Origin of the sequence: Mucilaginibacter rubeus (assembly GCF_014643835.1) — a bacterium.
GTDB classification, from domain to species: domain Bacteria; phylum Bacteroidota; class Bacteroidia; order Sphingobacteriales; family Sphingobacteriaceae; genus Mucilaginibacter; species Mucilaginibacter rubeus.
In genome coordinates this window covers 764083-788009 of sequence record NZ_BMKD01000001.1, presented here as the reverse complement: position 1 = coordinate 788009, position 23927 = coordinate 764083, and the positions used below count along the sequence as shown (strand labels likewise).

The 23927-nt window shown below is 42.4% G+C and carries 20 protein-coding genes; 7 read left to right on the top strand and 13 right to left on the bottom strand.

Translation table 11 applies throughout. The features are described 5' to 3' along the window. Positions 1–34 precede the first annotated feature (34 nt). From IEX80_RS03120 to IEX80_RS03110, 3 genes are read left to right on the top strand one after another with little or no spacing between them, the layout of a single operon-like run. On the top strand, positions 35–724 hold the full coding sequence (locus tag IEX80_RS03120) for an ABC transporter ATP-binding protein (protein WP_176624580.1): 690 nt from the start codon (positions 35–37) through the stop codon (positions 722–724). Between the two features lie 4 nt (positions 725–728). Continuing rightward, positions 729–3287 carry an ABC transporter permease gene (locus IEX80_RS03115; protein ID WP_218117143.1) on the top strand — a complete coding sequence of 853 codons (2559 nt, stop codon included), beginning with the start codon at positions 729–731 and terminating at the stop codon, positions 3285–3287. A 20-nt stretch (positions 3288–3307) separates the two neighbouring features. Then, entirely contained in the window at positions 3308–3994 is a 687-nt protein-coding gene (locus tag IEX80_RS03110; protein WP_176624578.1) for an arylesterase, read from the top strand. A gap of 57 nt (positions 3995–4051) precedes the next feature. Here IEX80_RS03110 and IEX80_RS03105 read toward each other — a convergent pair whose 3' ends face one another. Together IEX80_RS03105 and IEX80_RS03100 are read right to left on the bottom strand one after the other, a co-directional pair. Further along, positions 4052–5065: a LacI family DNA-binding transcriptional regulator gene (locus tag IEX80_RS03105; protein ID WP_090525468.1), complete on the bottom strand. Its 1014-nt coding sequence runs from the start codon at positions 5063–5065 to the stop codon at positions 4052–4054. A 190-nt stretch (positions 5066–5255) separates the two neighbouring features. Then, the gene (locus IEX80_RS03100; protein WP_188831886.1) at positions 5256–6059 is read right to left on the bottom strand and encodes a hypothetical protein; all 804 of its coding nucleotides are present in this window, start codon (positions 6057–6059) and stop codon (positions 5256–5258) included. 274 nt (positions 6060–6333) lie between these two features. Between IEX80_RS03100 and IEX80_RS03095 the strand changes: the two genes are divergently transcribed. Further along, positions 6334–7641, top strand: coding sequence for a PQQ-dependent sugar dehydrogenase (locus IEX80_RS03095; protein WP_229701496.1), 1308 nt, complete (start codon positions 6334–6336; stop codon positions 7639–7641). Between the two features lie 254 nt (positions 7642–7895). Here IEX80_RS03095 and IEX80_RS03090 read toward each other — a convergent pair whose 3' ends face one another. From IEX80_RS03090 to IEX80_RS03055, 8 genes are all read right to left on the bottom strand, one after another. Beyond that, a complete protein-coding gene (locus IEX80_RS03090; protein ID WP_090526214.1) occupies positions 7896–8366 on the bottom strand; it encodes a RidA family protein in 471 nt (156 codons plus the stop codon). A gap of 45 nt (positions 8367–8411) precedes the next feature. Then, entirely contained in the window at positions 8412–10145 is a 1734-nt protein-coding gene (locus IEX80_RS03085) for a carboxypeptidase-like regulatory domain-containing protein (RefSeq protein ID WP_090525462.1), read from the bottom strand. Then, positions 10145–11107 carry a FecR family protein gene (locus IEX80_RS03080; RefSeq protein WP_188831885.1) on the bottom strand — a complete coding sequence of 321 codons (963 nt, stop codon included), beginning with the start codon at positions 11105–11107 and terminating at the stop codon, positions 10145–10147. The genes IEX80_RS03085 and IEX80_RS03080 overlap by 1 nt, the downstream gene beginning before the upstream one ends. Before the next feature lies 1 nt (position 11108). Beyond that, positions 11109–11714 (bottom strand): RNA polymerase sigma-70 factor, encoded by a 606-nt coding sequence (locus IEX80_RS03075; protein WP_090525458.1) that lies wholly within the window; start codon positions 11712–11714, stop codon positions 11109–11111. Between the two features lie 241 nt (positions 11715–11955). Next, on the bottom strand, positions 11956–14325 hold the full coding sequence (locus IEX80_RS03070; protein ID WP_176624566.1) for a response regulator: 2370 nt from the start codon (positions 14323–14325) through the stop codon (positions 11956–11958). 297 nt (positions 14326–14622) lie between these two features. After that, positions 14623–16479: a glycoside hydrolase family 35 protein gene (locus IEX80_RS03065; RefSeq protein ID WP_188831884.1), complete on the bottom strand. Its 1857-nt coding sequence runs from the start codon at positions 16477–16479 to the stop codon at positions 14623–14625. A 278-nt stretch (positions 16480–16757) separates the two neighbouring features. Next, on the bottom strand, positions 16758–17612 hold the full coding sequence (locus tag IEX80_RS03060) for a sigma-70 family RNA polymerase sigma factor (RefSeq protein WP_188831883.1): 855 nt from the start codon (positions 17610–17612) through the stop codon (positions 16758–16760). Positions 17613–17623: 11 nt separating this feature from the next. Further along, the gene (locus IEX80_RS03055; protein ID WP_188831882.1) at positions 17624–18622 is read right to left on the bottom strand and encodes an NAD-dependent epimerase/dehydratase family protein; all 999 of its coding nucleotides are present in this window, start codon (positions 18620–18622) and stop codon (positions 17624–17626) included. A gap of 148 nt (positions 18623–18770) precedes the next feature. On the opposite strand from IEX80_RS03055, the gene IEX80_RS03050 reads away from it, so the two are divergent. Beyond that, entirely contained in the window at positions 18771–19244 is a 474-nt protein-coding gene (locus tag IEX80_RS03050) for an Lrp/AsnC family transcriptional regulator (RefSeq protein ID WP_090525447.1), read from the top strand. 10 nt (positions 19245–19254) lie between these two features. Here the strand turns inward: IEX80_RS03050 and IEX80_RS03045 are convergent, their stop codons facing one another. Further along, complete coding sequence (locus tag IEX80_RS03045; RefSeq protein ID WP_091162842.1) at positions 19255–19563, bottom strand: hypothetical protein; 309 nt, start codon at positions 19561–19563, stop codon at positions 19255–19257. 230 nt (positions 19564–19793) lie between these two features. Here IEX80_RS03045 and IEX80_RS03040 point away from each other — a divergent pair, with 230 nt between their 5' ends. Then, positions 19794–20069 carry an ArsR/SmtB family transcription factor gene (locus tag IEX80_RS03040; RefSeq protein ID WP_176624557.1) on the top strand — a complete coding sequence of 92 codons (276 nt, stop codon included), beginning with the start codon at positions 19794–19796 and terminating at the stop codon, positions 20067–20069. Positions 20070–20147: 78 nt separating this feature from the next. Further along, entirely contained in the window at positions 20148–21356 is a 1209-nt protein-coding gene (locus IEX80_RS03035; RefSeq protein ID WP_188831881.1) for an MFS transporter, read from the top strand. A gap of 70 nt (positions 21357–21426) precedes the next feature. Here the strand turns inward: IEX80_RS03035 and IEX80_RS03030 are convergent, their stop codons facing one another. Next, the gene (locus tag IEX80_RS03030; protein WP_188831880.1) at positions 21427–22671 is read right to left on the bottom strand and encodes a DUF4998 domain-containing protein; all 1245 of its coding nucleotides are present in this window, start codon (positions 22669–22671) and stop codon (positions 21427–21429) included. A gap of 34 nt (positions 22672–22705) precedes the next feature. Beyond that, positions 22706–23911, bottom strand: a complete 1206-nt coding sequence (locus tag IEX80_RS03025; RefSeq protein WP_188831879.1) for a DUF5000 domain-containing lipoprotein — start codon at positions 23909–23911, stop codon at positions 22706–22708. Positions 23912–23927 lie beyond the last annotated feature (16 nt).

The following is a 23927-nucleotide window of genomic DNA, read 5'->3' as shown; positions in this document are numbered from 1 at the left end:
GGCTTTTTTGTATCTATACCATAAAAAAACATCTGTGGACAATATCCTCAATATCTCTGATTTAAGTAAAACATACCAAAGTGCCGGTCGTACGCTCACCGTGCTCGATCAAATAAATTTTTCGGTGGCGGCAGGTTCAACCAATGCTATAGTTGGGCCATCAGGCAGCGGAAAAACCACCCTGCTTGGCCTTTGTGCCGGGCTCGACCGCTCAACTTCAGGCACTGTTGAGCTTAATGGTATTAACCTTAATAAGCTTACTGAAGATCAGCGTGCACAAGTGCGGAATCAGCATGTAGGTTTCATATTCCAGAATTTCCAGTTGCTACCTACACTTACTGCGCTCGAAAACGTCATGGTGCCACTTGAGCTTAGAGGCGAAAAAAACATCAAAGCAAGGGCTTGGGATCTTTTAGATAAAGTGGGCTTATCAGAGCGCGGACATCATTACCCGCTCCAGCTTTCGGGTGGTGAACAGCAACGTGTATCATTGGCTCGTGCTTTTTCAAATGCCCCCCGGATCCTCTTTGCCGACGAGCCTACGGGAAACCTCGATGCAGAAACCAGTGACAAGGTGATCAAACTCATTTTCGACCTGAATAAGGAAGCGGGTACTACACTTGTAGTGGTGACCCATGATCTTGAGTTGGCAGCCAAAACCCAGCGCATCATCAGGATCAAAGGCGGCAAACTGATTGCCGACGAAAAAACCATTAACGGATAAGCTAATGGATAATACTGCTATTGATTTCAAAAGAAAAATAAATATCCCCTGGCTGTTTCGGATGGCCTGGCGCGATAGCCGGCGCAACCGGTCAAGGCTGTTCCTTTTTATATCGGCCATCGTATTTGGGATTGCTGCGCTGGTGGCTATTTATTCGTTCAAATACAATGTACAGAATGATGTGAACGATCAGGCCGCTACGCTGATTGGTGCCGACTTATCTATTTCCGGCAACAAACCGGTCGACGATAAATTAAAGCATATGCTCGATTCATTAGGCGACGACCGCTCACAGGAACGAAGCTTTGCGTCCATGGCTTATTTTCCGCGCACCAATGGTACCCGGTTGGTGCAGATCAGGGCTTTACACGGAGATTTCCCCTACTACGGCACTTTAGAAACCACACCCGAGGTAGCCGGACTTACCTTCAAGAAAGGCAGAATGGCGTTGGTTGATAAAACCCTGATGCTACAGTTTAATGCTAAAGTGGGTGATTCTGTGAAAGTAGGTAACCTCAACTTCCAGATTGCCGGTATCCTGAATAAAGCACCAGGCCAAAGCGGTGTAATGGCGGGTATTGCCCCCGTAGTTTATATCCCCATGCAATACCTGGAGCAAACCGGGCTTGTAAAAATTGGCAGCCGGGTTAATTATAGTTTTTATTATAAGTTTAATTCGTCGGTTAATGTAGATAAGATCGGGAAAAAGATCGATCCTATGCTTGACAAGGCAGGGATGCGCTTTGAAACCATCGAAACAAAAAAAGACAATACGGGGCGAGCCTTCGGTGATCTAAGCCGTTTTTTATCGCTGGTTGGTTTTGTAGCCTTATTATTAGGTTGCGTTGGTGTAGCCAGCGCAATCCATATTTATGTAAAAGAAAAAATTGCATCGATAGCTATTATGCGTTGTCTTGGTGTTAAATCATCCGAAGCATTTTTGATTTACCTGATACAAATTGTAGGCATCGGGATTATCGGTTCTGTTACCGGGGCTATATTGGGTACCGCTGTTCAACATTTACTCCCCATTGTATTTAAGGACTTTTTACCGTTTACCATTTCCGTACAAATTTCGTGGATGGCTATTGGCCAGGGTATTTTACTGGGTGTGATTATCTCTATACTATTTGCTTTACTACCTTTAATCTCCGTTCGCAATATCTCGCCGCTCAATACGCTTCGTATCTCGTTTGATGAAAGTGGCAACAGGCGTGATCCTTTGCGTTGGCTCGTGTATTTGCTGATACTGGTATTTGTGATAGCATTTACATATTTACAATTAGACAGCATCATTGGCAGTATCCTGTTTACGTTAGGAATCCTGATTGCCTTTATGATCCTTACGGCAACAGCCTGGCTATTAATGCGTATCACAAAAGCAATAGTAAAAGGCTCATGGAGCTACTTATGGAGACAGGGATTTGCGAATTTATACCGCCCCAATAATCAAACCATTATTCTTATCGTATCCATTGGTTTAAGTACCATGTTTATTTGTACACTTTATTTTGTGCAGACATTATTGGTACAGCAAGTCAATCTTTCTACAAGCGGCAATCAATCAAACATGATATTGTTTGATATTCAGAGCAGCCAGGAAAAAGGGGTTGTTCAGTTAACAAAGCAACAGGGACTTCCTGTGCTGCAACAAGTGCCTATTGTTACGATGCGTATTGAACAAATCAACGGTAAAACGGCCGCCGACCTTGCAAAAGACACTACTATTAAAATACAGCATGGTGTGTTTACCTGGGAGTACCGTGTAACGTTCAGAGATTCGTTAACATCATCAGAGAAATTGCTGGATGGCAAATGGATTGGCAAAGCCGATCCTTCAAAAGAAATCCCGGTATCTGTTGAAGAAAACCTCTCTAAACGGGGCAACCTTAAAATTGGCGACAAAATAGTATTTAATGTGCAGGGCGTACAAATGCCGGCATATGTTGCCAGTATCCGCAAGGTTAACTGGGGTAAGGTACAAACCAATTTTCAGGTGGTTTTTCCGAAGGGAATACTTGAGGGTGCACCGCAATTTCATGTGTTGATGACACACGTGCCATCAAACAAGGTATCAGCAGCTTTTCAGCAGGTTGTAGTAAGGGCTTATCCTAACGTTTCGATAATTGATCTGGGGCTAATTTTAAGTGTTGTTGATGAGCTGTTAAGTAAAATCAGCTACGTTATACGTTTCATGAGCGCGTTCAGTATTATAACAGGTATTGTGGTACTAATAGCATCTGTGCGGATCAGCAAATATCAGCGCATCCAGGAAAGTGTTTTATTGCGTACGCTTGGTGCAAGCCGTAAACAAATATTCACTATAACAGCGTTGGAGTATTGGTTTTTGGGCAGCCTGTCGGCCTTAACCGGAATCCTGATAGCTTTTGCGGGTACTTATTTCCTGGCAAAATATAGTTTTGAAATACCATACAGTGTGAATATATTACCAGCACTTGTGCTATTTTTAATAGTAAGTTTGCTGACGGTTGTTATTGGCTTACTGAATAGCCGTGGGGTATTAAACAAACCGCCGCTTGAGATTTTAAGAACAAACGCCTGAGCGCATTGTATTTATTTTATATGAACAAAGTTACATTAAGCGGTATCTTGCTTGCGGCCCTCACAATGGCAGGTTGCGGCGATGGTGCTAAATCATCAAACAATGATCAGGCGCAAGCTGCCACAGAAAATGTCAAAACCGATTCGGCATCAAAGAAAATTGTTTTGTTTTTTGGTGATAGCCTCACTGCCGGGTACGGCCTCGATGATCCTGCAGATGCATTTCCCGGCGTTATCAGTCGCCGGGTTGATTCATTAAAATTACCGTATAAAGTAATAAATGCCGGACTAAGCGGCGAAACTACCGCAGGCGGCAATGGCCGCATAGACTGGCTGTTAAAGCAAAAAGTAGACGTTTTTGTATTAGAGCTTGGCGCCAACGATGGCCTTCGTGGCATCCCGGTAAGCGAAACCGCCAAAAATCTTCAGTCCATAGTAGATAAGGTAAAAGCCAAATATCCTGATGCTAAACTTGTTTTGCTGGGCATGCAGGTACCGCCGAACATGGGCGCCGATTATACCGCTAAGTTTAAAAACGTTTTTCCCCATCTGGCTAAAAAAAACAATATGGCCCTTGTCCCCTTTTTATTGCAAGGCGTTGGAGGCGTACCCTCACTTAACCAGGGCGATGGCATCCACCCTACCGCTCAGGGTGCAAAGATTGTAGCCAATAATGTTTGGGCTATATTGAAAGATGAATTGAAATAATCAATCGTTCAGGACGTGGTGCATCATCACCCTGAATTCATTCTGCAAAATAGTTCATTAGTTTGATGAATCCCTGATAATTAGTTCGGTTGCTAATGTTATGTGTTGATTTTTTTCTTCGGGGACAGCAGCGTTAAGCCTTTCCATCAGCAGCTTGATCACGTTGTCGGCTATTTCGTCAATTGGCTGAGCTATAGCGGTAACAGCTGGGGTATACAATTCAAAAAGTTCGTAATCGTCAAACGCGATCAAAGCAATATCACCCGGTATATTTTTACCTGCCTTACGGATGGCCTTCAAGCCGCATTTGCCCAAATGATTATTGGCGAACAGAATGGCATCGACATCTTTATTTTTTTCCAGGAAGTTTGTCATTAACTTAAGCAGTTCCTGAACAGTAGTGTGAAAATCGACCTCGGTTATATTGGGTTTTAATTTGCTTTGGTGCATGGCTTTTTCATAACCTTCAAGCCTTTCTATCATTTGAGTTTGGATAGAGCTGTAAGTTATAAAAGCTATATTTTTATGTCCTTTATCAATAAGGTACTGTGTGGCGTTAAAGGTGCTGAACAGGTTATCAACCACTACATAGTCGGTAGCTACTTTAGGCAGGTAGCGGTCAAAAAGTACCACAGGGAAACCATCTTTGATCAAATCGCTGATATCCTCTTCAATATTATCGGGCGGGGTAATAATGTACCCATCAACATGCCTGTCGCGAAACATAGCTATCAGTTCGCGCGTTTTTTGCGTATCGTTATCTGTACTGCTGTAAATGATCTTATAACCGTTTTGGTAAGCAAGGTCCTCTATGCGGCGGGCTATTGTGGCAAAAAAATGATTGGAAATATCCTGCACCAGCAAGCCGATGATATTTGATTTGCCGGTGCGTAAACTTTTGGCTAACGAATTGGGTTTATAACCAACCTCTTTCACATATTGAAGTACGCGCTTCACCAACTCATCGCTGATGCGTTTTTCCTGCGCGCGACCATTAAGGATAAAAGATACCGTAGTTTTAGATATATTCAGGCTATTGGCAATGTCAACTATAGATAATTTCTTCTTCAAGGATTTAGTATTTTAAAACCAAATATATAATATAAATAGTAATGCTAAACAGGTTTAGTAGATAATAAATGGTTTATATTACTTATTAATTAATGCATGCAGGATAACTCAAAAATGCACAACAATATATAAACAAAAAAGATCGCCCATAACAGGCGACCTTCCAGTTAATATATAGGGAGTTAGAATATTAAAACCTGCGCATGCCCCGGCCGTAATTTCCATTTTGAGAAAAACGCTCACCACCATTGCCCCTGTCATAACCGCCGCCGTTTGATGGTCGGCCACCCCAGTTGCCGCGATTGTCATGACCGCCATGGTTATCATTGTTGCCATTGTTAGGCTGTCCGTTACCCCATCCGCCATGGTTACCATGGTTGTCATTGTCAGATTGGTTTCCATTACCCCAGTTACCACGGTCATGATTACCGTTGCCCCAGTTATGATTATCTCTGCCACTTCCCCAGTTACCACGGTTATCATACGGATTAGGTCTTCTGCCCCAGCTTCCACGGTCACCACCCCAACCCGGGCGATAAGCATAGCCGCCTGCAGGCCTTCTGTCAAAACGGTGACCCCAGTTACCACGGTCGCCCATGTAACCGCCCCACCTTTGCCTGTAAAAATCGTGACGCAAGTATGGTCGTGGCGCTCTTACCTCGTATCGTACAGCAGTACGCCAGTTATAGTCACGGTAAGCGCCTGGCAGATAAGCACAGCTTACCCAGCGGCTGCCGTCATTGTAGTAGTAGCATCCTGCACCTACATTATAGTAAGCTTCTACTTCCGGTAAATAGTAATAATCATCGTCGTCACTAACATTTACGTTATCATCATAAACAGGCTCTTCTTCTACTACTGGCGGAGGAGGGGCCGGTACATAAACACGATGAGCAGGGATATTGATACCAAATTGTATAGATACCTGGGCGTTGGCTTTACTGATAAATAAGCTTCCGGCTGCTATTGCTGATAATATGGCTAACTTCTTCATAATTGTAAATTTTATATAGTTAGGACGATATCTATCAGCAATGGTTTAATCAAACACAGCATTATATGTCACAACATTAGTTGATTGATACTATGTTTTACCCACAAGCTATTTAACCAAATTTTATTTCAAACAATTAATACCGCAATCTATTGCTGCCAAATTTTATTAATTGGTATGGTTAAATAAACCATAAAGTGTCACTTGATTACTACAAAACAGATTTTAGGATTATCGGTATATTTACTTAATTTGATAACCATTAATCTTTACCATGAAAAACCGCAAATTATTACGTTCCATACTGCCTGTAGTTGCTATGGCAGGTATTATGTTTATTACAGCCTGCAAAAGTAATAGCGACTCAAAGAAAACTGCTGATAGCACTTCTACCCCTGCTCCATCAACAGAAAACGCGGGTATTAAAACTCCAGAAGGCTTTAGCGCCAGTATTATTGCTGAAAAACTTGGTGGTACCCGCCATATTGCCATTACACCGCAAGGCGACATCTATGTAAAGCTTACCAATGTTAAAAACAACAAGGGGATATTAATGCTTCACGAAGATGGCGGCAAGGCTACCGTAAAGAACAGCTTTGGCGCTTATAGCGGCACAGGTATGTCGATTAAAAACGGATACCTGTATGCATCGTCGGATGAAGAGGTTTTTCGTTATAAACTGAACGATAAGGGCGAGGTGATCAATCCTGATCAGCCCGAAAAAATAGTGACCGGCCTTATTAGCCGCCACGAGCACGAAGCTAAGGCCATAACGCTTGATAACGATGGCAACATTTACGTAAACATTGGCGCTTACTCAAATGCCTGCCAGGTTGAAGACCGTAAAAAAGGTTCTCCGGGCCAAAAGGGCTGCCCTATTTTAGATTCGGCCGGCGGCATCTGGCAGTTTAAAGCGGATAAATTGAATCAGCATTATGGCGATGGTGTACGTTATGCTACCGGTCTGCGTAATGTTGTAGGTATCACCTGGAATCAGCAAAACAACCAGCTTTTTGTAATGCAGCACGGCCGCGATCAGCTTTTTGAATTCTATCCACAATATTTCACTGCTAAACAATCGGCCATATTACCTGCCGAGTGTATGTATGCGCTTAAAAAAGGAGATAATGCAGGCTGGCCTTATATGTATTACGACCAGGAACAACATAAAAAAATGCTGATGCCTGAATATGGCGGCGACGGCAAGATTGAAGGCGGAAAAGATGCTATCGACCCCGCAGCTGCTTATCCGGGCCACCTTGCCCCTAACGGCCTGTTATTTTATACCGGCGATCAGTTCCCCGCGAAATATAAAAATGGTGCATTCATCGCTTTTCATGGTTCATGGAACCGCGCACCTGAACCGCAGGCTGGTTACTTCGTGGTATTTCAACCATTTAAAGATGGCAAGCCCGATGGTCAGTGGGAAGTTTTTGCCAACGGCTTTTCTGGCTCTGCTGCTAATACAGCTTCAGGTGCTGCGGCCCACCGTCCATGCGGCTTGGCGCAAGGCCCGGATGGCTCACTTTACGTTACCGATGATGTAGCTGGAAATATTTATAAAATCACCTATAAAAAATAATAACAGACTGAAAAAAGCTCTCATTTTATTATTCATAATCTCACTTACAAGTATTGCCTCACAGGCATAAACAAGGCATAAAAACCGGCGACAAGGAAACCTGTCGTCGGTTTTTTTTAAATTAATGGCCTTTGGCAATAAGGCAAATACGGTAACTGCTGCACAGGTAAAGGCAGCAAGGGTTGCCAATAAAAAATGGTAACACGTAAATCAGCCTGCGAAGTTTTTAAAACTTCGTAGGCTTAATATTAACCTCACTTCTTTTTGATAACAGCCGTCGCTTTTATCTCAATTAAAATATCATCCCTGAAAAGCTTGCTTACCTGCACCAGTGTACTTGCCGGTGGTTGCTTTGTATTCACATATCTATCCCTGATATTACGAACTACCTGCACCTGCGATGCGTCTATGATATAGTAGTTCAACTCAACCAGATCATTCATGGTCCCGCCTGCAGCCTCAACAATGTTTTTGATATTGGCAAAAACCTGCTCAGTTTGGCTCGCGAGATCACCTTTGCCGGCAAGCTTGCCGGCCTGATCCAAACCAACCTGACCCGACATGATCACCATTTTATTTTTACCCAGATCAACAATTACAGCGTGAGAATAGCCAAATGGCTTACCAACTGTAGATGGGTTTAAGAAAGTTACGTCTTTATTCGAATCCTGGGCAAAACAAGCTGACGATGCGCAGAACAAAATGAGATAAAGGAGTTTTTTCATCAGGTGATTATTGATTTGCACAAATTTGGACATATTAAAGCACACTTACAATATCGTGATACCGGCCGACCAACCGATCCAACCTTTTGTGCGGTTACCCCAATCAATCAAACCGGGTTTGTTTTTTATGATCTGCTGAATATCGCTGTCTCCGGGATGATTGCCATAATTAGTGTAAACATTAAACGACGGCCCTGCAAAGAAGCTAACTTTTGAACCTGCCCTGAAATTGAGCAACGCGCTTACCCGGTTTATCTGATTTTGGTTTTTCCATCCTTTTGCCAATAGTAAGTGAGTCGAACCTTCAGCTGACAGTGACATATTGTTATTGAAGATAAAATCGTGACCTAAGCCAAAACCTGTGCTATAATAAACATGCTTATCTGTAAAATTAACGCCGCCTGATATGATGGAATACAGTTTAGCATTCCCCGATTTAAAGGCGATGTTTGTTGTAGCGATCTCGTTACTGTACACTTCAATTTTAGCATATCCATTACGCGAAATATTCAATAAGCCGATGCCATAACCATCAAGCGTATCGGCAATATTTACCATAGCAAATGACACGCCTTTTATCACCCGGGCTTTATTAAAAATTCCTGCTACCTGTATTCCGCTTGCTTCGTTGCCTGTAACATTGGCTATCCCTGCGATACTAAAACCTTTGTTGTTTTTCCGGGTGTAATTGTAAATACCTGCCGCCTGGATGCCTTTGCTATTGCTCACGTGGTTAAAGATCCCGGCAAGCTGAACGCCTTTAAGACTGTCTTTTACCATATTATATATACCAGCCGCCTGGATACCTTCTATGTTTTTCTGGTCGTTATTATTAATGCCGGCCAGTTGAACGCCTTTGCTGTTACCCCCAACAATATTAAAGAGCCCGGCGGCCTGTACATATTTAACTTCCTGTTTGTTGATATTAAACAGTCCGCCAAGTTCAACGCCATTAACGCCACCGTTATATCCCCCTAAAATATTGAGCGAAAAGTTATTGACTATTTGCCCGCTCATCATACCATGGCTTCCTAAACTTGGTAAAAGCGAGGTTTGTACCGGAACCGTTGAAAGATATCCACCTAAATTAAGGTTCTGTATTTTCTGGCCGGATGAAAGGAACATTCTGCCCAGCCAGCTCCTGTCTGATTTTGAATTTGCGGCATCGGCGCTGTAATAATATTCGCGTGACTTTATGGATACGTTTACATTATTTAAAAAATTGATACTGGTGTCACGATATAGCTCCTTACTTACATTAAGTGTAATCATACCATTGGCTTTTATCTTGAGCTGGAAGTAACCGTTCTGATCGGTAAGGGTTGATTCCAGCGAATTTTTTTCATAAACACTGGCATTGTAAAGTTTTTTACCGGTGATATCATCATACACGTACCCGCTGATGTAATAAACATTGCCTGGCCCGGCCAGGGTATCAGGCACAAGGGCTAACCTGTACGGGGTAGGCCGGAGTATAATATATCCCGGCGACTCCTTATAATCAACCCTGCCATGAAACAGCTCATCAAGTAAGTTTTTGATCGTTTGCCCGGATGATACTATGCTCACCACACTATCGGTTTTGATGACATCATTGCTGTACGAGAAATAAAACTTCCCTTTTTCGCCGATAATGGTGAGGATCTCGGCTATCTTTTTTTGTTTAACATTGAGCGCTACAGTACGGTTCAGGTTATCCTGCGCCAGCGCATTGGTAATGAGCAGGCAGCCCGCCAACACGAGCATTATATAAAATAATATGCTTAGTTTCTTTTCCATCAGTTTTTGATTATGATGAGATGAGGTTTTTTGACCACTTTAACATCGCCCAGGGTTTTGCTTATGACCTCTAATATCCCGTCAAGTGAATCTGCTTTAAATGTGGTTGTTATAGTCCTGTTAGCCAGCTTTTTATTATCTATCACAATATTTGCATGGTAGGCCTCATTAAGCACATCCACAAGCCGCCACAGTGGTGTTTTATTAGCTACGAACTTTTGGGTACGATAATAATTATATAGCTCATCCTGGCTGCTGCCTTTTTGCAGGCGACCACCCTGCACCGATGCTTTCTCTTTCGGCTTTAGCTTTACAATGATCTCCTGCTGAATTACCTGCACCACGCCGGTTTCAACAATAACCTCGGTATTGGCGCCGGTAGTTTTGATATTGAACGATGTGCCTACCACCTTCACAACTACATCATTTACGTGGATCATAAATGGTTTTGATTTATCATGAGCCACATCAAAAAAGGCTTCTCCCTTTAATGATATCTCCCTGGTACCGCCGGTAAATCTGTCCGGGTAATTCAACACCGAGTTTTTATTCATGGTGATCGATGACCCATCAGATAACGTAACCTTGCGTACTATTTTGCCGCTTTGCAGTGTAAGCATATTGACTTTGACCGGTTTGAATACGGTGTACAAGATCCCCGCACTTCCCAATATCACCAGCCACATAGCAGCCATTTTAAGCCAGCGGTTTACCGGTTTTAAAGATTTAATTGTAGCCGGTGCTTCATCCCTGTTTTGCGCCAGCTGTTTAAATTCGGCCCATGAAGCTTCGGGATCAAGCTTACTTTCTATTTTAAGTTCGCGGCTGGTATCCCAGATCAGTTTAAAATGATCGAAATATTTCCGGTTATCGTCATTTTCGCCAAGCCAGCGGTTGATGGTTTCATTCTCAACCGGCGTGGTCTCGTTCAGCATGTATTTGGTTAATAAATCGTCCATCATGTTAAATAATATTAAAAGCCCGGCTGATAACCCAAATGATCAACGGCAGGTAATCAACTAATTTGATCCGTAATGTTTTCAGGGCCTTGCCCATCTGGTTTTCTACCGTTTTTATGGAGATGCCTAATTCATCAGCAATTTCCTGGTATTTTAAATCCTCAAACCTGCTCAACTGAAACACTGTGCGGCATTTTTCGGGAAGGTCATTCAATGCCTGTTGTAATTTTTCCTTGAGGTCAAGCAGTTCCATACCGGCGCCCCTATCAACTTTATCCTTTGTCATATACAGTACGTGCTGCTGGTGATTAACCTTTACTTTCTGGTGCCTGAGGTTGTTAAGGCATTCGTTATAAACCGCGCCATACAAGTAGGCCTTTATCGAGCCGGTAAAATTCAGCCGTTCCTTTCGTTCCCACAGCCGCATAAAAACGTTTTGTACCATCCCCTTCGCCGTATCTTCATCTCTTAAAATAGAGATAGCGTACACATGCAACGGCCTGATGAAGTGCTTATATACCTTTTCAAAGGTCGGCTCATCGCCCGAGAGCAGTAGCGGGATCAATTGTTCGCTATTTATATCCAAAATATCATCAGTTTGGGTTAACATTCAATTAAATCTTAACGCGGTAATTAATGGTTGTAAGGATGTTTATCCATTTATTTTCCTCCATTATCCGCCTGGCCCAATTATTATCGGGAGGGTAAATAAAAGTAATAAGAAGTAATAAGGAAGCTAATCTGTTCATTTTAGTAAAATTTATCCTGAAACACGCCAGGATCATTTTACCCCTATGAGTAAATGAAATTTTTATTCAGAAAATAAACAGGAAGTTTGATTCAGGAACATCTTACACATGCTCCTGCTTAAAAACGTGGTGCAATACTTTACTATGCAGTTCATCGGGTAAAAAAGGTTTCATCACAATATCGTCAAAACCTGTTTTATAAGCTTCGTCCTCTACGTCTTTGGGAAGATTGGCGGTAAGCGCTATAATGGGGATATTTATACCGTTCAATCTCATTTTTTTTGTGGATTCATACCCATCCATCACAGGCATTTGCAAATCCATCAACACAAGACGATGTTTTGACGTATCCAGCTTGTCAAGTGCTTCCTGTCCGTTGGTTGCCACATCGGTAGCAGCCCCCCAGCGTTTTAAATAAGTTTGCGCCACCAGCACATTCATCGGGTTATCATCAACCAGCAAGATAGAGATCCCGTTCAGAAGCTTATCATTTGCATCGGGTTTAACGTTAACATTAACCGCCTCTGATATTTTACCAGCTTTTTCAAAGGTTTTAATAAAATAAAATACCGAGCCTACTCCTTCCTCACTAATCAACTGCAAGGACGATTCTTGTAACTCCAATATTTTTTTACTGATTGCGAGACCTAAACCTGTCCCACCAAAACTGCGTGATATGGACGAATCGGCCTGGGTAAAGCGTTCAAATATGAGTTTTTGTTTGCCACGGGGGATACCGATACCGGTATCTTTAACAAACACCATTAATGTGGCCGTAGTTTCGGTTTGTTCTTTCACCTCAATCCCTAACACAACCTCCCCGCTTGGGGTAAACTTTATAGCATTATGAACCAGGTTAGTAATTACCTGCGATAAGCGGGTGGGATCGCCAAGCAGTTTATGCTGCAATTTCTTATCAAAATCAAGGCGTAGGGTTATATCCTTATCATGTGCTACTGTTTGCAAACCACCTACTACATTACGGGCAAGTGCAGCCAGGTCCATTTCAATGCTTTCAAAAGTTATCTTCCCGGCTTCTATCTTGTTATAATCCAGTACATCATTCACTATTGCCAAAAGGTTATTAGCCGAAAAAAGCATGACGTTGAGATGTTCGATCTGATCCTTGCGTGGCTCGTTCTTAAGCAGCAGATGGCTCATCCCTATTACCGAATTAAGCGGTGTCCGGATTTCGTGGCTCATCGTGCTCAAAAATTCACTTTTAACCTTTAAACCCTGTTCGGCTTCAGCCCTCGCCTTTTTCAATACAAATGATACCCGGTGCGCTAACACAAGCGACTGCAAAAAGAAAAAAGCGATATATCCTAAAAAACTAACCAGCTGCAACGGAGGTATTAATGCCCAGTAATGAAAAAGCGATATCGCAAATACCGACATTAAAGCAAACGCGCTCATTAAAGCATAAACAGATCCAGGCCTGTTATTGCGCCAGGCTTTTGAGTATACATATGGAATATAAACGAGGCAAAACAGCATCACTGCTAAAAATGGGTTCACGAGCTGGGTAAAAATCCACGGAGGACTAAATAATGTCATTAAAGTGAACGAAAAGCAAATGCCATTAATAATATTTACAACCCGCCGATTTACATCTGCCGGATATAAGTATAACGTGTAAAGCCCAAACAGACCTATCCCCGAAAATAAGCTCATATATTCCAACCGGGCCGTTATGTACCAGTTAATATCAGGCAATAAGGTGTGCAGCACATAGTTATCTGTACCTATGATCCGGTAACTATAAACTATCGAGAACAAGGCAAAAAGTAAAATGGCTTTATCACGGCTGCCCAGCAGATATAAACCAAGAAAAAATAATCCCCCCATCAGTAAACAGCCCGTCAGCATCAGATCAATACCTTCGGCGCGATGCCGGGCCAGGTCAATTCTTTCCGCAGGCCCTATGAAAATGGGTTTACTGATTCCTCCTTTACTGTGTATAAAATTGGAAATTTGTAATGTAATATTGATGGTATCACTGTTGGGCAGGGCAACAGCATGATATTCCCAATGTGCTTCAAATCCCTTTCCGGAAGTAGTTACCTTCCCGTTTGATGATACTAACTTTTTGTTAATATACAGCCTGTACGCGCTGTAAACATCAGGCATGCCCAGCTTTAATTCGCCATGTTTTTGGGGAAGTAAAATTTTAAGCCGGTATGTACCATAGCCAAACGCAGGTAGCTTTTTGCCCCGCCAGGCATATCCACTCCATTTAAATGGAAACTCAACCAAAAGCCTGTCCTTAATAGCAGTAGTGTCATTGGGATTTATTAATTGGTTCCAATAAAACAGCCAGTTTCCGGTCAGTTCAATTTTATCATTGACAGGCTGATTACGAAGATCGAGTACGCCGTGCACCGCGGCTACATAGGTATTTTGGGCAGATACCCTCGCTATGGTTCCGATCAATAATATAAATATAACATATAGAACCTTACTGATCTTCATCGATTTACGGCACTTATTATCAAACCAAAAGCTTACAAATTGTTTCGTTCGGGAATAAGAAACAGGATTTATTTTCCTTAATCTAACTTAAGGATTTCATAATTAAGTGTGAATATACCAACCCGTACGAATATTTAGAACTATTATTAAGGCTTATCTATTGATATAAACGATAGGTTAAATTACCTCTTATTTTTAAATAGTAATAGTTAAATATTAAAACCCAATCCTGTTAAATAACAGCCATAAAAAAACGACAGGATAGTCTCCTGCCGTCATTCATTAAGTTAAATTATATTATTTACTTACCGGGCCATCTAATACCGGCACGGTTACCGTAGCGATCTCTGTTTGCTGGATATCATTCAACTGATCAAGTACAACGATACTGTTTGTACCTTTTTTAAGCCAGCAGCCTGGCAAATAAAGCGTTTGCTGCGGGCCAATTTTCCAATAGCGACCAATGTTGATCCCGTTTACGAATACTATACCTTTACCCCAATTCTTCATGTCTAAAAAGGTATCTCCCACTTTATTCAGGTCAAATGTCCCCTGATAAATTGCTGGATGGCCGGTTGTGTTTGTTGTGCCTGCCCCGAGCGTCGGCACTTTATCCATAGGTAGCTTATACATTTGCCAGTTGCCTGTAATTTCATGATCATCAACCTTCACCGGGCTAATGATTCCTTTAAGATTGTGAATGATCTCGCCCCCGTAATTGATCCTGCCAAGGTTTTCAACCAAAATATCCAAACGCGCATTAAAAGGAATATTTACAGGGCAGCTAAATTTATTACTTTGCCTGTTAAGCTCTGCAACTTTTTCGCCATTTACATATATGGTTGCATAATCCCGCAGGCCTTCCAGATTTAAAGTGCCGCTGACAGGTTGGGTAAATTTACGGCTGTATAATACATAGCCATGGCCTTGCTTAAGCGTTTCAAATGTTTGCGGGGTATCGCTTTCTACAGCGGGCTGGTCTTTCGCCATCTCCAGCAAATCGGCCGTTTTGGTAAGCTTAATAACCGGTATCTGGATCACCGGAAGCTGCGCGGGTACTTCAGGAATAGCATAAGCTGCATACTTTTTCATCAGGTTGCGGATAGCTGTAAACTTGGGAGTTACCCATCCTGCCTCGCTGATAGGGGCGTCATAATCATAGCTGGTGATATCCGGCTGAATTTGATGTTCCTTGTCATAATTAGCACCGCTTGTGAAACCAAAATTGGTGCCACCATGTGCCATGTATATATTAAATGATACGGTATCTTTCAAGTACTTCTCCAGGTCTTTAATTACCGAGGTCTCGGATACTTTTTCAAATTTCTCGCCCCAATGGTCAAGCCAGCCAGGATAATATTCGGCCACCATATAAGGGCCTTTTCCTCCGTTATATTGGTTAATGAGCTTCTTCAAATTTTTGGTATCACCTTCGCCATTGGCAGTTGGCAATGCCCCTTTAATTACGCCGCCTTCAAACAACCAGTCGCCATCAGAAGTAAACAATGGCACATCAACGCCCGCTTTTAAAAGCAGATCTTTTATAGCTGCGCTGTAAATTTTATGATCGGCAAGCGGCACATCCTTACGCTGGGCTACATATGATCCAAATTCATTTTCGGCCTGAACCATGATTATTGGCCCGCCATGGGTTATTTGCAGGTCTTTAACCTGCCCCATCAACTGGTTAATATAAGTTTTGCATGAATCAAGGAAGCGTTCGTTTTTACTGCGGATAACCAATTGTCTATCATTTTGGAGCCACCAAGGATAGCCGCCAAATTCCCATTCGGCACAAGCATAAGGCCCCGGCCTTAATATTACCATTAAGCCCTCCTGCTGTGCTGTTTTTACAAACTCGCGGATATCGCGGTTATCCGTTTTAAAATCCCATACACCCGGACTGACCTCATGATGGTTCCAGAAAACGTAAGTAGCAACCGTATTCATACCCATTGCCCTGAGCATTTGCAGGCGCTGCTTCCAGTAAGCTTTAGGGATTCTTGCAAAATGCATTTCGCCCGAGTGGATTTGGATGGGTTTTCCATCATAAATAAAGTTGCCATCAGCAATTTTAAAACTATGTTTCGCCTGGCTAAAAGCCTGTGAAATTATGAGGGTTAGCAATAATAAAGAGAGGAGTATTTTTTTCATTTGCATTTGTAGGGTTGAACATGATTGACCGTATATTAAGTGTACCGACCATGATGTTTTTAAGTTCCTAAATTATAAAGGTTAAATAGGAATGCCTAATTTCCTGCGATCTTAATTTAGCGCAAACGTTTGCTTAATTCAGCGAATGCAAGATAAATGGTTCAGGAGCTCATTTTAGTCGCAAATTAGCCCTGAATAATGGGCTAGTGAAGTTAACAAACAAAGGATAAAGCACCGAAAGAAATTAAGACACAGAAAATAAATCCCTACCCTTTATCTTAAATTTCAAGTTTTTGCAAATTAGCACTTTCCCTAAGCTTGTCAATAGCCCGGTTTCTTAGCTGCCTCACTCTTTCTGCGCTAATACCAAGCCGGTTACCGATTTCGGGAGCCGAGAGTTCACTGTGCCCGTCCAGACCATAATGATAAAACACAACAGATCGTTCAGCATCGTTTAGCTTATTAAGCAAATCATCAAGCTGTTGTTTAAGTTGGTAAGCTTCCAAAAGGCCTTCTATTCCGGGTTCATCTGTATGTAAACGATCAAGCAGGCTGTATCCGTCATTGCCGGGTGTATCGGCTTTATCATACGAATGAGTAAAAGGAGCCACATGTAAAGCTTCTTTTACTTTCCATTCAGCAGTTTCCAGGAATGCCGCTATTTCATCCTGAACGGGCAGTCGCTCAAGTCGTTGTTCCAGAACCCCTGTAGCCCTGTTAACATGAACAATCATATCCACCTGGTTGGCAGGCAGGCGGATCATCCGCGTTTTATCCAACAGCGCTTCCATGATTCGCTGCCTGATCCACCAAACTGCATAAGATATAAACTTGAAGCCGCGGGTTTCGTCAAACCGTTTCGCAGCTTCAAGCAAACCCAAATTACCTTCGCTTATCAGGTCGCCCATGGGCATGCCCTGGTGCTGATACTTTTTTGCCACGGAAACCACAAAACGCAGATTGGCCTTTACCAACCTATGCAAAGCCGACAGATCTCCCTGCCGGATCTTCCGAGCTAACAGAACTTCTTCTTCCGTATTGATAGTTGGCTCGCGGGCAATATCACTAAAATACTTTTCCAGCGAAGCAGCATCCCGGGCTGTGATCGATTGGGTAATATTCAGGTCTCTCATTAAACCCTTATTTAACTCACTGCGGCAGTATTGCTGTTATTTTTATAAACAGGTGTAAGATGACCGAGCATATCTGCAGTCATAGTAACAAGATCATATTCAGGACGCCAGTTCCAGTCGCGCCTTGCTTCAGCATCCTCAACACCGGCGGGCCATGAGTTCGCAATGGACTGGCGCTTGTCGGTGTTATAACTAATGGTAAAATCGGGCAGGTGATTTTTCAACTCTGCGGCAAGCTGAGCAGGTGTAAAACTTAAAGCACCGATATTATATGCTCCGCGTTCTTTGAGTGCTTCCACGGGCGCGTTCATCAGTTGAAGTGTAGCCCTTACCGCGTCATCCATATACATCATAGGTAATGCGGTGTCGGGGTTCAGGTAGCATTCGTAAGATCCATTCTGCAAAGCTTCGTGAAATATAGCTACTGCATAGTCTGTAGTACCCCCGCCAGCCGGCGCGCTGTAGCTGATCAATCCCGGATAACGCAAGCTGCGTACATCCACCCCATAATGCTCCCTGTAATAGGCGCACCATTGTTCACCAGCTTCCTTACTGATACCGTAGACCGTTTGCGGATCAAGCAAAGCATTCTGGGGGCTGATCTTACGTGCTGTTGATGGCCCGAATACGGCAATACTGCTCGGCCAGAACACTTTATCCAATTTATGATCTTTGGCTGCTTCCAATATATTGAGCAGGCTTTGCATGTTCAGGTGCCATGCTTTTAACGGAGCCTCTTCTCCTTTGGCAGATAAGGTAGCTGCAAGATGATAAATTTGAGTTACTCCGTAGGTAGCAATCAGGTTTTCCAGCTCATCTTTATCTAATACATTTAACTGATGATATGGCCCCTCTAAATCCGGGGTTGCCATAGCATCATGTAAGTCGGTGGCAATTACTTGTTCCCTGCCATAAACATTTCTTAAAGCGGCAACCAGTTCGGTACCGATCTGCCCCCGGGCGCCCGTAACAAGGATTACCGGCGATAGTTGTTTTTTGTCGTGCTCCATAGTATTACGATGTAAAATTGTATATTCACAATCTCATAATCCACACAGCACTTAAAATTTGGTTTTTAAGACTAAAAATCTTCTTAAAAACAGGTTTTAAAACTTTTGATAAATATTTAAAGCTTATATTTTAGTTTTTATAACTCTCATGCTCAACCAACTCGATGAAACAGATATCCGCATACTCCAGCTTTTACAGGAAAATGCGCGCCTTACCGGCCAGGAGATAGGCCTTAAGCTTAACAAAACCACTACTCCTATCAATAACAGGATCCGTTCGCTCCAGGAGCGAGGCTATATTAAAAAATACGTTGCGGTGCTTGATCATGAAAAGCTCGAGCTGGATTTCATGACCTTTACGCATGTGCAACTGAAAGATCACAGTCAGCACAGTTTAAGTCATTTTGAAAGTGAGATCATTAAACTTCCGGAAGTACTGGAATGCTATCACCTCACCGGCGATTTTGACTTTATACTTAAGGTAACCGTAAAAGACCGCAAAGAGTACTATGATTTTTTGATGAACCGGCTTTTCGCGGTCGTTGCAATTGGTAAAGTAGAAACCAAACTCGTGATGAAAGCTGCGAAAACAGAAACGGCTTTACCAATCGGCAAACAGTAGTTTTAGTGCATTAAAAATAGGTCTCCGTAGACGCCACAAGCGAAAGCAGCTCAAGCTTGGGTTCGACTTCTAAATCACTGGCTTCAAGTTCGTCAGCAAACTTATGGAACGAAGCCAGCCCTTGTAATACAAGGTGGGCTTCTTCATTTTCGAGCTGATCGAAATGCATGAATGTTTTACCGTCGGGCAATAGCCATGCTGTATATTTAATACCGGGATGATTTAAAGTTTTCAACTCTTCAACAATGGCAGCGATGTTCCGCTGATTGGTGGCCGCAAACTCCGCGCGTGTGGTGTATTGTACTCTTACTACCTTCATACCATAAAATTAAGATCAGCACGATCACTATTAAACAGGCAAAAGTGCCAACAAACGGGGGTATTTGTGACAAAATGAAGCATCGGAGAAGCATCTCTCCTCCATAAGGCCTGCCCATATATCCTTTTATTGTCATTTATATGCTTTAAATACATAGAAACATTTCTATATGTTAATATTATTTTACCTTTACATTATAACGTTGATTACATATAATTGACGGCAAAAAAATGGACAACAAAAAAATAGAGAAAATATCCAGGGCGCTGAGCGATGCAAACCGGATAGCTATTTTACAACAGTTTAAAAAAAGGAAAGATTGCCTTTACTGTGCGGAGGTAAACGACCTCCTTGACCTTACCCAACCTTCCGTATCACACCATCTTAAACAGCTGGTTGATGCCGATTTATTGTTATCACAAAAAGAAGGCCGCAACCTTAAATATGTATTGAACCAGCAGGTACTTGATGAATACATTGCCTGCCTGAACGAATTGAAAAGTTAAGTATTAATATCTTCTGATTTAACCTGCTATTTCAATGCGAAAACATCGAAACATTCAAATATTTAAATATATCTACTCATGAATAGATTAATCTACATTATGGCCCTTGGTGCCTTCGGTATCATAACCACGGAGTTCGGGGTTATCGGTATCCTTCCCGACCTGGTGAAAGAATTTCATATTTCCATTGATACGGCAGGCTGGCTGCTTAGTGCCTTCGCGTTAACGGTGGCGCTTGCGGGACCGTTTACCAATATGCTAACAGCACGTCTTAACCGCAAATTTGTGATGTGCCTGGTATTGGGAATATTTGTTGTTTCTAACCTGTTATCAGCAATAGCGCCGAACTTCACCGTGCTTATGATTGCCCGTATACTACCGGCGTTTTTACACCCGGTGTTTTGGGCTGTATCCATGACTGCAGCTGCAAAACAAGCAGGGCCAAAAGATGCGCCCAAAGCCATCTCTATAGTAATGGCCGGACTTAGCGTTGCCACCGTGTTGGGCGTACCCTTAACCACTTATATGGCAGATATTTTTAGCTGGAGGGCATCTTTTATCTTATCAGCCGTCATTAACCTATTAGCCTTTGGCGCGTTGACGCTATTTGCACCTTCAATGCCCGTTAATGAGGAACAGGCAAGTCCCAAAAGCCAGGTAAAGCTGCTGCGGAGTGTACACTTATGGATTAAGCTACTGGCTTCAACCATTATCCTGGCAGGCATGTTTGCCACCTATGGTTATCTTGCCGAATACCTGGATAAAGTTTCGCGTATGAGCGGAGCTCAAATTAGCATCATGCTGCTGGTATTTGGAGGTACAGGGATAGCCGGCAACTGGCTTATGGGTATAGCGCTTAGTAAAAATGTAACGCTTACAACGCGGCTGTTTTTGCTTTCTTTAGTTGCAACCCATGTTTTGGCATATCTGTTTGGCGGGCATTTTATTCCAATGGTTATTATTCTTTCAGTTTGGGGATTTATACACACCGGAGGATTTTTAGCGGCAAATATACAGCTTACCCATGGCATTCAGGAACCAGCGCTTGACTTTGTAAACAGCCTGCTTCCCTCCTTCTTTAACGCCGGTATTACATTGGGCACTTTACTGGGTGGTTTTGTGATTGCTCATTATGGTATCCATCAGGTAATCTGGATGACAGTACCCCTGCTTTTACTTGCATTTGGCATGAGTTTTATTACCTCAAATGCTACAAAAAAATCGATATCAGCTCAAATTGACGAAATACCAGAGGACGAACCCGTACAAGTAGCCATTTATGAATAAGCTCAATTGTAAACCATAGCTATATTAAAGTAAAAAGTCCCTGGCTAACACCAGGGACTTTTTATCACTTTTAATTTTTAAACAGTTTAATATTAAACACCGTAAAATAATTGCCTGGGTTTCCATTACCAACCAGGTTACCCAGAAATCCTATGGACACAACCTGCGGTGAAGAAAGTGTAAAAGTAAAAGTTTTCACATCCCTTGAACTCGGACTGGTTGTACCAGCCTTTGCACCGTTATACATCTTTACAGATCCCAGCGCTGTTGAAAGGTTTGCGAGTATCGGGATGCCGTTCCCTCCGGCGGCTGCCACACAATAAACCGATGAATTTGATTGCACTTCCGAATAGGCATCAAATGACACAGTATAACTTCCTGCCGATAGCTGCGAAGAAGTAACCTGATATACGATACCGTTTACTACCGGGGTATTATTCCATGTTTCCCAGTTAATGGTACCACCGCCATCAGAACTGTAGCCCCCATTGGTACCGCCATCTTTATTTTTGGCCGCCGCATTGGTTATCCAGGGCGCAGCGAGGGTTCCCCAACGGCCATCAAAGGTGTTTCTTTGAAAAGGCCCTGTGTTTAAGAGGTAAGCATTAGTTACATCAATTACTTTCTGGTCTACGTAATCTGCATAAAAAGTATCGATGGCCGTTTTATTGGGTTTAAAACCTGTGCGGTAACTAAGCGTTTTTCCAGCATTAAATTTAGGGAGAGATGTGGTTAAACCAGTTGGCTGCGATACAATTACTGTATCACGTTGTTTGTTGGCAGCGTCTGTGTATTTTAGTTCCATTGAAACCAACCCGTCATCAGCATTCACGTCAGCCCAGTTAATTAAAGCTGAGCCATCTGTTTGTAATTTGACCGCGATTATACCTCTGTTGATAAGTGAACTTTGGTAAAGAGTACCATATACATTAGCAGCCAATGTAACCGGAACGGAAATATGGCCCCCGTTATCAAAAGTGCGGACCTCGAAGGTCATTGTACCTTCAGGCAAATTAGGTATGACCAATTTAGCCGTGTCAACCCCTGATGTACGGGTTACAGGCGTTTCTATCGAATCTTGTTTACTGTTCCAGTATACCCGGTATTTCACAATTTTAGGGTCAGATGTAAACAGACCAGTTAGCAAAACACGGTTCCGGCCAGAAAACACCTGAACGGAATCCAGTTTGCCCGGATATATTATTGCCCCATTGGGCTCATATTTCTTTTTATAATCATCCATTTTGGTACAGGCGCTCATAATGAAAACGGCCAGCACTAAAAGATAGCATGATGTTATTTTATATAGTTTCATAATTGTAATTAAATTGATAAATGCATCGGCCTTGTTACTTTCCAAACATGGTAAATTCACTGATACTCATAAAGTACGATCCTGTCCAATTACGCAAGCTCCTGATCCTGATGTATCTGTAAGCACTTAATCCGGCCGGGAAATCAAAGCCCCATCCATCATGTGCATATTTGTAATCAGCAGCTGTTTCCGTACCTGAAGGTGAACCAGATGGTTTTACTATATTACAGGTTAACAATTTTGTCCACGAAGCATCCAGCGAGCCATTCACATTTGGCGAATTTGATCCCCATATTTCAAAATCACGCAAATTACCCCTTACATAATATACATTACCGATCTCGATGAATGGATTGAGAATAAAGCGGCTGAATACCCTTTGTTTACCAAGATCGATTGTTACCATTTGCGGGCTTCCGGCACTTTCAACCGTGAAGAGGCAATTTGGCCAACCGCCGGTAAAGTTTCCATCAAAAATTTTGGTTACATCGGTATATGAATACAAGTTGGTTGCGTCGCCTGGCAGCTTGTAAACCGACCAATCCGATTTTGAAAACTGCTCCTCATAAAAAGGTGTAAGATTTAAAAATAAAGTGTCGGATTTATTTAAAAATCTATCCCTTACAAAGAATGCGTACTTCCGCTCAATAGCCGGCTGGCCTCTTACAGCGGCCTTTATTGAAATACTGTTACTGTAAACATTATCCATACCCTTTGGCTGCACATATAAACCATTGTTAGCGGTATCAACCATTGGTACAATAACCAGGTTATCCTGGGTAAGGTTATCACAAGCAATGTTAAAACCACCGAAAGTAGCAGTTATTTTAAGTGATCGGTAAGCAAGAAGATATGGTGGCGTTAAAGGGTTTGCTGTGACACTAACAGGTGCCGAAGCCTTTTCGCTTGAATTTACCGCGTAAAGTTTTATCACATGTGCCAGAGTATCGCCAAAGCCATCAACAGTTAATGTATTAGTGTAGCGTGATGCAATTACCTCGCGTGTTTTACCCGGAGAGGTTTCGTAAACTGCTTTTACGTAAAACAGATCATTATCTCCGGGTAACGTATAAGTTAAACTGGCTTTACCGTTTTCGTTTTGTACCTGCACGTTGGTAACAACTCCAGGCGGGTTGTTATTAGTTATAGTAGGTTTATTAAGTGTTTCCTGCTTACAGCCTGTTATTATTATTGCTAACAACCCGATCCAGAAAGCAGCCCGTAATTTCATTGTTTCCATGTGAATGTTTTTATTG